The following is a 9,977-nucleotide window of genomic DNA, read 5'->3' as shown; positions in this document are numbered from 1 at the left end:
AAATCACCGGTATTGGGCCTAGATGATCAATTCCAAGGGACGCCTGCGGAGGGTGTGGGGTGGGCGGCGGCCGAAGCCACCGCGAGACGGTCAGGCGGCGGGCTGCCGGCCCTGGTTGTCGAGGTGGCAGCGGGCGGTCAGGCGTCAGGGTCGACTTCGGGGTGCGTGAACCGCACGGGCTTGCCCAGCGACCGGGCGTAGGCGATTTCGGCTCGGGTGCTGTCTCCGATGTAGTCGCCGACTACGAGCACCTCATCAGCGAGCCGGATCTTCGCCCGGTGCAGATCGTCGAGTCGAACCTTCAGCGCCTCGGCCTCGACAGGATCGGACCAAAGTTCGTGCGGCGACTTCATGTCACAGGCCGGTTTGACGACAATCCTTCCGGCTTTGGTCTCCCGCAGATCGGCCTCGGTCATCTCGGTCATGAAGCGGGTGGAGCCGCAGATCACGACGATACGCGGGAGGCTCAGCTGCTTCTTCGCGTCGGCGAGCTTCTCCTCGGGGGTGAGCGGTTGCGGGTACGACACCGGTTCCTCCTGGTGGTGTGGTCCAAGGGGTGCCTGCGGAGACGAGAACGAGGGCGTCCAAGATCGTTTTGTGACGAACGACGTGGACACCCTCGCGACAGCACTCTATGCGACGGCCGACGACATCCTGAAGGAGCGTCCCGACATGGCGCCGTGGCGCCCGCCGGTCGGCATTACGCCCCGCCTGAGTGATGCCGAACTGGTCACCCCCCCCGCCACGATGCAGGCGGTACTCGGCTTCACCTCCGAGGCCAAACGGCTCCGCCATGCCCGTGCCCGCCTGCGCCACCTCTTCCCCTGCCTGCCCCAGCAGCCCGGCTACAACAAGCGGCTGCGCAAGGCCGCCGGTCCGATGCGAAGCCTGGCCACCACCACCTCGGTGTGGAGCGACGACGTATGTCGTGGACTCCACCCCGGTGGAATACGGCCACTCCCGCGAGACCGTCAAACGCTCCGACCTGGCAGGCTGGGCCGAGTACGGCTACTGCGCCAGCCACAGCCGCTTTTTCTGGGGCCTGCGCCTGCACCTGGTGTGCACCCTTCAGAGCCTGCCCATCGCCTTCGTCCTGACCGGGGCCAAGGCCGACGAACGCGAGCCCCTCCTCGACCTCCTGGCCGCCGAATGCGAGCTTCTGCGAGAGCGCTCCCGACAGACTCTCATCGGCGACAAGAACTACTTCGGCCGTGGTTTCGAACGCGAACTGTCCGAGCACGAAGCCCAGTTGCTGCGGCCTGCCCGTAAAGGTGAACGGGAACGGCCTGGCGCAGCCCTGTTCGAGCCGCTGCGGCAGGTCATCGAATCGATCAACGAGACCTTCAAGGGACAGCTTGACCTCGAACGGCACCGAGGGCGCACACCCGGCGGTGTCATAGCACGCCTCATGCAACGCATCCTCGCGCTGACCGCCTCGATCTGGCACAACGAAGCGACCGGACAAACCGTCCTGTGCTCACCGAGCGCCTACGGTCACTGACCCCTTGGAATAGATCAGCTAGCGGGAGAAGCGACCCCGGACGACCCGACAGGGACGGCGAGCAGTCCGGCACGGCGGTCCCGCCCCAAGGGCAACCAAGGCGAACCAGGAACTGCGTATCGAGTTGCATCCACGCCATCCCCGGCGTGCCCTCGTACGGCGAGGTGGCTTGGGAGCGCCGTGACGTCGTCATGACCAGCTGACGCGACGGCTTGGTCAACTCCGACCAGCGCGGCGTGAAGCTCCCCGACTTCTGGTTGAACGTGGTCAACATCGTCACCGGCAAGTACTTCCGCGGTGCCGTGGGCACGCCGTAGCTCCAGCAGGTCTCCGCCTGCTTCGTCCCGTCCGTCGACGGTTCCACGGAGTGGATCCTCGACTGCGGGTCCGGCGCCGACCCGGCCGATCTCGCGTATCGACGGCCTGATGACGCGGCGCTGGTGGTCGGTGAGTCCGGGGTTGTCCGCTCGGATGCCGGGAGGTCGGCCCGGCAGGGAGCGCTTGTGTCCCTCGGGATTCGTGGCTTCGTTCATGGCGTGCGCCGGCTCGATCCGGCCTCGGGGGGGCGGTCCTAGAGGTCGTTCTCTTTCCGAACCTCACGTGTGGTTTCCGCTGGTCAGGCATGAGAGCCCAGCTGTCGCGGGAGTCTCGGTCCGTTGCTGACCGAGATGTCGTGGGGGGTGGCGGATGGCGTCGATGCGGGCGGTGTTGGAAGCGCGGCAGAAGGCCGCGGCGGTGTGGGTGGAGGAGCTCGAAGCCGAGCTTGAGCGGGTGCGGACCGCCCTGACGGAGGCGGAAGAAGTACTCAGGCGCCGGGTGATCGGCCTGGAACAGTATCTGGAGGCGCTGGCCGAGGAGGAGGCGCCCGCCGTGGCCGTCGTGCCGCAGCGGAAGCCGACGGGGCCGCGCCGGGCGGTGCCCACCGCCAGGACGCGGTCGACATTGAGGTGCTGTCGGTGGGCTACCAGGCGTTGATGGCCGCCGCCCTGGAGGCGGGAGGAGACGGGCTGGGCGCCCGGCGGGCGGCGGTGGTGCTGGGCTGGGACAGCGCGTCCGCCTCCCGTGTCGAAGGGGCGCGGGCCCGGCTGAAACGGCTGGTGGAAGGCGGCTGGCTGGTGGAGGACAAGCCGGGCAGGTTCACGCTGCCCGCAGAGGAGCAAGAGGTTGCTGGGGCCGGGCGGACAGGCGGCGGCTCATGAGCACGGTCATCGACCACAGGACGACGGCCTCGCTGGTGTCGGTGCGCCGTTCGTCGTCACGGACCAGGCGCCGGCTGCGCAGGAGCCGGGCGAAGGATCTCTCGACGACCCAGCGGCGGGGCAGGACCTGGAAACCCTGGACGTCGTCGCTGCGGCGGACGATGTCGAGGACAGCTCCGAGGTACTGGCTGGTCCAGTCGGTGAGGTGGCCGGTGCAACCGCCGTCGGCCCAGATCCGCGCCAGCCGCCGGAAGTGATTCTTTGCCGTGGGCAACAGGATGCGGGCGGCTTCCAGGTCGGTCGTGGAGGTCGGCGTGACCGGCACGGCCAGAAGGAGTCCGAGGGTATCGGTGAGCAGGTGGCGCTTGCGTCCGTTGATCTTCTTGCCGGCGTCGAAACCCCGCGAGGCATGGGTGACGGTGGCGTCCGCCTTCACCGGCTGCGAGTCCACGACCGCCGCGGTCGGCTCCTCCTTGCGGCCCTCAACCCGACGGACGGCCTCACGCAGCCGGTCGTGCAGCTCGCCCACCAGCCCCATGTCCCGCCGGCGGGCGAAGAAGGCGTAGACCCGATCCCACGGCGGGAAGTCGGCGGGCATCGCCCTCCATTTGATGCCGTTGTCGACCAGGTAGCGCACCGCGTCGATCATCTGCCGGTGGCAGTAGCCCTCCGGCCGACCGCCCCGGCCCGCCATCCACGACGGCACCGGCAGCAGATCCCGCACCAGGGCCCACTCCGCGTCGCTCATGTCCGAGGCATACCGGGGCCGACGCTCCGGCCAGTCGGCCGCGTTCCCGAACCGATGAGCGAGACAGCCACACCCAGGAGTGGACGAACTGGACTCGGCGACCACGACCACGCGACACTTCGACACCAGGGCCTCTTGCCTCTCGCTGGACTCGACAACCGCGAGCTACCAAGAGGCCCTTCCTTCATGCACCCGCACCGGCGGACTCACCCGGACCAGGCCCCTGTTCGAACCCCTCCGACCATACGGACGGATAGAGAACGGCCAGTCAGGCGGTGGGCCGGTCGAAAGTATGGGTTGTGGCTTGACGGTGGCCTTGGATCTGGTCCCGGCTGCTCATGCCGGGGCGGGTTTGCGGGCGCGTGGTCGTCGGGGCCACGGATGTGGCGGTGCTGTGGGCGGTGCTGCGGAGGTCGGTCGTTAGCCTGTGGGTATGTCGGAGCGTGTCACTGCGGGCCGTGTGGGCGGTCTGATCACTTTGGGTGCCGCGGATGTTTTGTGGGCCGGTTTGACGGCCGGCAGCGCGGTGCCGACGGTTTCTGCGGCGTTCACCGGCTCTCCTGCCCGTGCTCAGGCGGGTTACGTCCTGCTCGGTAGCTGTGTGGTGGCGACGGTGAAGGCCGGCGGCGGCCGGTGGAGTGTTGTGGAGGCTGAGGTGCGCCGGGCGGCAGCGGAGTTGAACGCGGTGGAGATGGACCGCCGGGACCTGGTCCGTATCGGTCCGTTCCGTGACGGGGCGAAGCCGGAACACGATGAGGGAACGCCGCTGCGGTGGCGTCGGCGCATCGCCCGGGAACTGCAGGAACCGGACGAACCCGAGCGGGCTGACGGCCGTCTCTGCCATCTGGCGGGGGTCGACTGGCGTCGGATACTCGTGGAGAAAACCCGTGACCGGACGCAGAGCACATGGTGGCTGCCGCGCGCTGCGGTCAGGCTGCTGGACGTGGCCGAGCACACCGAAACGCGGTGGCTGCGAGCCGCGCGAACCCGTCAGGCAGGCGCAACTGTCGCCGAGTCGCCCTCCCGCCACCGGCAGCCCCGAACCGTCGACGTTCCGCAGACGACGAGTCCCGACCGTCCGACCGCCCTACTGCGCCCGTACAACGAGGAACTGAAAGGCCACCTGTACTCGGTACTCAGCAGGAAACCCGGCATCTCCCGCAAGGTGGCCGGGTGGACGTGCGCCGTCTGCCGCACCGCACCCGCCGCCGTACTCGACCACTGCCACGAACACGGCTACGTCCGCGCCCCCGTCTGCCACTCCTGCAACACACAGGAACGACCCGACCACCTCTACAGCAACCACATCCGCGTGGCCGACCACTACACACGTCTCTTCCACACCCACGCCGCCGACTGGCTCCGCCACTGGCACCGCTGCCCCGGCTGCCGCGCACGCACCACCCTGCCCCTGCCCCACCTCGCCGCATGGACCGCCCACATAGCCTGCCGATCACTGCGCCCGACCCATCGCGATGCCAGGAGCTCCCGCGGGCGTAAACCCTGCGGTGCGCTGCGCGTGTCCTGGACCGGCAGCCACCATGCGCCCGGTTCCTGCCTGTTCACCGTCGCCGTCGACCTGTGCCCCTCCGGCGAGCACCGTGTCCTGGCGCGAGTTCCCTACCGTGAAGCAGCCGAGCGGTTTCGCACCTGGCTGGCCGAGACCGTCCCTGCCGTGGCGGCTGAGGCCGGACCCGACCGCCTGGACGGCCTCCCAGCCCAGTTCCGGCCCGTCATCGCGGACACCAGCGGCGAGGGCCTGGCGCTTTTCTGAGCCGGCAACGACAGACCCGACACCAGCGCCGGCCGGATAATGACGAGACCACTGGCTCTGTTCATGAGAACGGACAGCAGATGTCCACCACTTCGGGAGGCACCACAACACACCGAGGATTTGAACGCTGCGTGAGGTGTGCTCCCGGGGGGTGGCCGCCGAGGTCTCACGGGGGCGGGCAGCCGCAGGGCGGACGCCGACACCCGTCGTTGACGGCGTGGCGGCGCTCCGGTTCCGTGGCGGACGAGAAACACCATGGCTCGGCCGCCGCCGAGCTGCGACGATGCTGTTTCCCAAATGGAGGGCATGTGTTCGTCTTCGTGTGTGCGGGGTGCGATGCCGAGCTGACCGCCCCGCTGTCCCAGGTGGTCCTGCCGGCCCACGCCCATCAGAAGTACGGGAACGCGATTCAGCTCCCGGTCCTTATGGAGCCGGGCACGTTCGCCGTGGAGCCGGAGCCCTCGGGGCCGCCGTGGCGGAGGTGGGAGGAGATCGATCCGGACGAGCTGGCCGCGCGCGGCATCTACGCGCCGGTCCACGTCCTGTCCGACGGCCCGCCGGGCGCGATCGTCATCGCGCCCGGAGATGTCCGCGGCACCGTGCTGATCCCGGAGAAGTGCGGTGGCTACTGCTGCGGCCTCGACGGAGCTGACGGCCCCAACTTGGCCTGCGAGACGTGCGGCCTGCCCGTGGCGAGCAGGATCGACGACTGCTCGCTCTGGCAGACGGTGTGGCTCGCCCCTGACGCCGTGCGCCGCCGCCGAGTCGACGGCACCGACGCCGCACCGCTTTCCTGGGCGGAGCTGGCGGCGCAGGGAAAGGGCACGCCTCCGTTCGAGCCGATCACCGCCTGGGACGGACCACGGCTGGGATTGAACCACTGGTGGTCCTGGAGCCCGCGGTGGGAGGCGGCGGCCGGCCGGGCGCTCGCCCATCTGCTGACGGCGTCGGAGGGCCGGTCGGTGACCGTCCCGGACGGCCTGACCGAGGAGGTGTTCCAACGTGTCCTCGACACCCTGCTGCCCGCAGGTCCGCCGGCGAGGCGCGCCGTTCTGGCCGGACCGGGGCTGCCCGCCCCCGACGCGGACGTCGACATCCTCATCGTGCCGGTCCATCCGCAAACGGGGGAGACCTGGGCCCCGCCCGGCCCGGCCGCCTCGGCACCCCCGGTGCCCCTGCCGTTCGGGGTGTGGTGGTGGTTGGCTTTCCCCGAGCCGCACCTGCCCGCCCCCGCGTCGGGCGTCATGCCCGACGGCGTCCTACGCGACGATCCGCCCGCACCGCACCCCTGCAGCCTCTTCAGACCCGACCCGGGAATTTTCTGGTACACCCTGGTCCGGCTACCAGCCGTCCGCAGCCAGTGGCTGCGCGAGATCCTGAGAACCTCACACAGGACACGTGCACGTCTCTTCTGATCAGCCGGCAGAAGACGCCGACGCTCAGCCTCCGACCTGTCAGGTGATCGTGCCTCCGCAGTCGAACAGCGCCAGACGGTGGTGCCTCCCGAAGTGGTGGACATCTGCTGACCGTTCTCATGAACACAACCAGTACCGACTCGTTGAGGACGAGACGCGTGATCTCGGCACTCTCCCGGTAGGGCTGGTTCTGCGCACCAAGTGCTGCCATCGTCGCAGGCCACGTGGAGTCAAACCTGTGGGGCAGAACATTGATCGGCTGGGGAGCGAACCGCGGATCTGCCCGGGGCGGAGCAGCGACTGTGCCCCGGGTGGTCAATATGTGGCCGTGTTGAGTGGTGGTGGCCTTCGTGCCTGCCTCTGTCCCGTGGCGGCGGCTTGGCCATGGCCGATGAGCTGCCCGGCGTGCTCGGCGGTGGGAGACGTGTCCATCACGTGGATCATCGCCGCTCATTGAGGTGACGGCGAGCGTCGGGCCGGCATTGGATGCGTTGGGCCCGCGGCCGTTGGGCACAGCGTTTCAAGCACCGGGCGCAGGCTGGTGTGTCGCGTGTCGGTCGCTGGTGGGTTCGTTGTCCGGCTGATAGGGCTGGTCGTGTATGGCGGCCCAGCTGGTGAGTAGTTTGAGGCCGTCGGCCGATGGGGTGCCGGGCTCGGCGCTCAGTGCGGTGAGGGTCAGGCCGGGGTCGGTGGGGACGGGCAGGGCCTCGAAGGTGAGGGTGAGGTCGCCGACGGCGGGGTGGTGGAAGCGTTTGAGGCCGGTGTGGTGCAGGCGCACGTTGTGTGCGGCCCATAGCGTGCGGAAGTCCTCGCTGCGGGTGGAGAGTTCACCGATGAGGTCGCTGAGTTCGCGGTTGTGGGGGTCCTGGCCTGCTTCGGTTCGCAGGAGGGCCGCGGCGGCGGCCCTCTGCTGGTCCAGTTCGGTCATGTATTCGGCGGCGCCGGGGTTGAGGAACTGGTAGCGGGCCATGTTGACCGGTCGGGCCGGGTCCTGGAACAGGGGCCAGTACAGGGCTTTGCCGAGTCGGTTGGTGGCGAGGATGTCGAGGCGGCCGTTGCGGATGAAGGCGGGTGCCTCGGTCATCGCGTTGAGGAGCTGTTGCAGGGCGGGGCGGACGGGCTGGGCGGTGCGGCGACGGGCGGGCCGGCGGGTGGTGCTGGCGGTGCGGGCCAGGTCCATCAGGTGGGCGCGTTCGGATTCGTCGAGCTGGAGGGCGCGGGCGAGGGAGTCCAGGACGGCTTCGGAGGTTCCGGAGAGGTTGCCGCGCTCCATGCGGGCGTAGTACTCGGCGCTGACTCCGGCGAGCATCGCGACCTCTTCACGGCGCAGCCCTTTCACGCGCCGGTGCCCGGCGGCGGGCAGGCCGGCCTGCTGTGGGGTGATCTTGGCGCGGCGGCTGGTGAGGAACTCGCGGACCTCGCCTCGGTTGTCCATGCGTTCGAGGCTACGACGATCCCCGCGCGTGAGGGGTGTCCTGTCAGTACACGTATCAACGGGTCCTTCCGTGCGCCCGTGACCTGCCGTTTCATCGGTGGCAGGCCAGCAAAGGCCGCCCGCCCCTCCAGTGGCGCACACCGGGAAGGCGGGACGGAACGGAGACCGGCGCCCCTCTTCGCCGTCGCAGGGAGACACCTGGGGCATCCAGACGGAAAGGAGCCGGTGATGGCGGAAGACAAGCGGCCCGAGGGGTCGCGTCAGCAGTTCGGGGATCTTGTCCCCGCACTGGCGGGATACAGCGAGGACGTGCTGTTCGGGCAGGTGTGGGAGGACGCCGACCTGTCCCCGCGCGAGCGCAGATCACCAGCGGCAGCAGCGAACAGCTCGCCTTCCACCTGGGCAAGGCCCGGGAGAACGGGCTCAGCGACGAGGAGCTGATCGCGACGGTCACGCACCTGGTGTTCTACGCCGGATGGCCCAAGGCCGTGTCCGCGCTCACGGTCGCCCGTAGCGTCCTGGCCGACGACTGACCTGTCCCACGCCTCCACCCTCACCCATGTGTGGCCGAGCCGCGACAGAACGTGTGCAAGAGAGACCATCATGGAGATCAGCCAGCCTCCGGCGACAGCCAAGCTTCCGGCGGAGATGTTCACCGGGGATGCCTGGGCGGATGTGATCTACCGCGGTGAGGATCCCTCCCGGGCACGGGCGAACATGGTGCGCTTCGCGCCCGGCGCCCGCACTGCCTGGCACTCCCACGCCTGGGCCAGACCCTCTACATCGTGGAGGGCATCGCCCTCATCCGGTCCCGCGGCGGCGACATAGTCGAAGCCCGTCCCGGGGACGTGATCTTCACGCCGGCCGGTGAGGAGCACTGGCACGGCGCGGCCCCGGACCGGTTCATGGCGCACATCGCGCTGTGGGAGGGCGACGAAGCCGACTGGCTGGAGCACGTCACCGACGCCGAGTACGTCGGCCCGCGCCGCCCCACCCCCACCCCCTGACCTGCCCGGGCGTGCCCCCGCTGAGGGGGAAGCCGCAGCCTGAACGAACACCCTGCACGAGGCCCCAGCCCCCGTGCCCCGCATGAAGATTGGACACCCCGTCATGAACCCGCAGTACAACTTCGAGGGGCAGGTCGCCCTGGTCACCGGTGCCGCCTCCGGCATGGGCCTGGCTGCCGCCCGTGCCTTCGCCCAGGCCGGCGCCGCCGTCGTGCTGGCCGACGTCAACAAGGACGCCGTCGAGAACGCAGCGAAGGAACTCACGGACGCCGGTCACCAGGCCATCGGCGTGGTGTGCGACGTCACCGACGAGGACCAGGCCGCCGCCATGGTCCAGAGCGCGGTGGACACCTACGGCCGCCTGGACATGGCGTTCAACAACGCCGGTATCCAGGCCCCGCCCTCGGACGCCGCCGACGAGAGCGCTGAGGAGTTCGACCGCGTCAATGCCGTCAACCTGCGCGGTGTGTGGGCTGCCCAGAAGCACGAGCTACGCCAGATGCGTACCCAGGGCTCCGGCGCGATCGTCAACTGCTCCTCGCTGGGCGGGCTGGTCGGCTTGCCCGAGCGCGCCGCGTACCACGCGTCCAAGCACGGTGTGATCGGTCTGACCAAGAGCGCCGCGGTCGAGTACGCGCCCAAGGGCATCCGCATCAACGCTGTCTGTCCCGGCGTGATCGAGACCCCGATGGTCGCCGACATGCTCGAGGGCCAGGCCGAGGCCATGGCCGAGATCATGAGCCAGCAGCCCATCGGGCGCCTCGGCCAGGCCGAGGAAGTTGCCGCCGCCGCGCTGTGGCTGTGCAGCCCCGGCGCGAGCTTCGTGATCGGTGTCGCCCTGCCCGTCGACGGCGGGTACACCACCCACTGAAACCGACGCCCCGAATCGGGCTCCCGG

8 protein-coding genes and 4 pseudogenes are annotated in these 9,977 nt (G+C 69.4%); 8 read left to right on the top strand and 4 right to left on the bottom strand.

Translation table 11 applies throughout. The annotated features are described in order from the left end of the window. Nucleotides 1-137: 137 nt before the first annotated feature. Complete coding sequence (locus AMK33_RS39260; protein ID WP_073938020.1) at nt 138-527, bottom strand: hypothetical protein; 390 nt, start codon at nt 525-527, stop codon at nt 138-140. Between the two features lie 70 nt (nt 528-597). Here AMK33_RS39260 and AMK33_RS39255 point away from each other — a divergent pair. Next, nucleotides 598-1,501, top strand: a pseudogene (locus tag AMK33_RS39255) (IS982 family transposase). 9 nt (nt 1,502-1,510) lie between these two features. Then, nucleotides 1,511-1,815: pseudogene (locus AMK33_RS44530) on the top strand (hypothetical protein); the annotation flags it as partial. A gap of 84 nt (nt 1,816-1,899) precedes the next feature. Here the strand turns inward: AMK33_RS44530 and AMK33_RS42040 are convergent. Continuing rightward, nucleotides 1,900-2,034 (bottom strand): annotated as a pseudogene (locus AMK33_RS42040) (transcriptional repressor LexA); the annotation flags it as partial. A 154-nt stretch (nt 2,035-2,188) separates the two neighbouring features. Here AMK33_RS42040 and AMK33_RS44525 point away from each other — a divergent pair. After that, nucleotides 2,189-2,476 (top strand): hypothetical protein, encoded by a 288-nt coding sequence (locus tag AMK33_RS44525; protein ID WP_235618349.1) that lies wholly within the window; start codon nt 2,189-2,191, stop codon nt 2,474-2,476. 162 nt (nt 2,477-2,638) lie between these two features. Here the strand turns inward: AMK33_RS44525 and AMK33_RS39245 are convergent, their stop codons facing one another. Further along, nucleotides 2,639-3,448, bottom strand: a complete 810-nt coding sequence (locus tag AMK33_RS39245) for an IS5 family transposase (protein WP_107425366.1) — start codon at nt 3,446-3,448, stop codon at nt 2,639-2,641. A gap of 655 nt (nt 3,449-4,103) precedes the next feature. On the opposite strand from AMK33_RS39245, the gene AMK33_RS39235 reads away from it, so the two are divergent. Next, complete coding sequence (locus AMK33_RS39235; RefSeq protein WP_235618348.1) at nt 4,104-5,222, top strand: endonuclease domain-containing protein; 1,119 nt, start codon at nt 4,104-4,106, stop codon at nt 5,220-5,222. 308 nt (nt 5,223-5,530) lie between these two features. Next, the gene (locus AMK33_RS39230) at nt 5,531-6,637 is read left to right on the top strand and encodes a hypothetical protein (RefSeq protein ID WP_073938017.1); all 1,107 of its coding nucleotides are present in this window, start codon (nt 5,531-5,533) and stop codon (nt 6,635-6,637) included. Between the two features lie 520 nt (nt 6,638-7,157). On the opposite strand, the gene AMK33_RS39225 is transcribed toward AMK33_RS39230, so the two are convergent. Then, nucleotides 7,158-8,072 (bottom strand): helix-turn-helix transcriptional regulator, encoded by a 915-nt coding sequence (locus tag AMK33_RS39225; RefSeq protein WP_073938016.1) that lies wholly within the window; start codon nt 8,070-8,072, stop codon nt 7,158-7,160. Between the two features lie 326 nt (nt 8,073-8,398). On the opposite strand from AMK33_RS39225, the gene AMK33_RS39220 reads away from it, so the two are divergent. The 3 genes and pseudogenes from AMK33_RS39220 (at nt 8,399) to AMK33_RS39210 (ending at nt 9,950) form a co-directional block, all read left to right on the top strand. Continuing rightward, complete coding sequence (locus tag AMK33_RS39220; protein ID WP_235618347.1) at nt 8,399-8,605, top strand: carboxymuconolactone decarboxylase family protein; 207 nt, start codon at nt 8,399-8,401, stop codon at nt 8,603-8,605. A 70-nt stretch (nt 8,606-8,675) separates the two neighbouring features. Continuing rightward, nucleotides 8,676-9,079 (top strand): annotated as a pseudogene (locus AMK33_RS39215) ((R)-mandelonitrile lyase). A 103-nt stretch (nt 9,080-9,182) separates the two neighbouring features. Further along, the gene (locus tag AMK33_RS39210) at nt 9,183-9,950 is read left to right on the top strand and encodes a glucose 1-dehydrogenase (protein WP_073938015.1); all 768 of its coding nucleotides are present in this window, start codon (nt 9,183-9,185) and stop codon (nt 9,948-9,950) included. The last annotated feature ends 27 nt before the right edge of the window (nt 9,951-9,977 follow it).

Source organism: Streptomyces sp. CB02400 (assembly GCF_001905725.1).
Taxonomy (GTDB): domain Bacteria; phylum Actinomycetota; class Actinomycetes; order Streptomycetales; family Streptomycetaceae; genus Streptomyces; species Streptomyces atrovirens.
Note: the sequence above shows the minus strand (reverse complement) of the source record. Positions and strands in the feature narration are given on the sequence as shown.

What these genes read in the sequence shown, in the direction of transcription:
- AMK33_RS44525 (WP_235618349.1), top strand. Translation starts at nt 2,189, where the DNA reads ATGGCGTCGATGCGGGCGGTGTTGGAAGCGCGGCAGAAGGCCGCGGCG.
- AMK33_RS39245 (WP_107425366.1), bottom strand. Translation starts at nt 3,448, where the DNA reads ATGAGCGACGCGGAGTGGGCCCTGGTGCGGGATCTGCTGCCGGTGCCG.
- AMK33_RS39225 (WP_073938016.1), bottom strand. Translation starts at nt 8,072, where the DNA reads ATGGACAACCGAGGCGAGGTCCGCGAGTTCCTCACCAGCCGCCGCGCC.
- AMK33_RS39210 (WP_073938015.1), top strand. Translation starts at nt 9,183, where the DNA reads ATGAACCCGCAGTACAACTTCGAGGGGCAGGTCGCCCTGGTCACCGGT.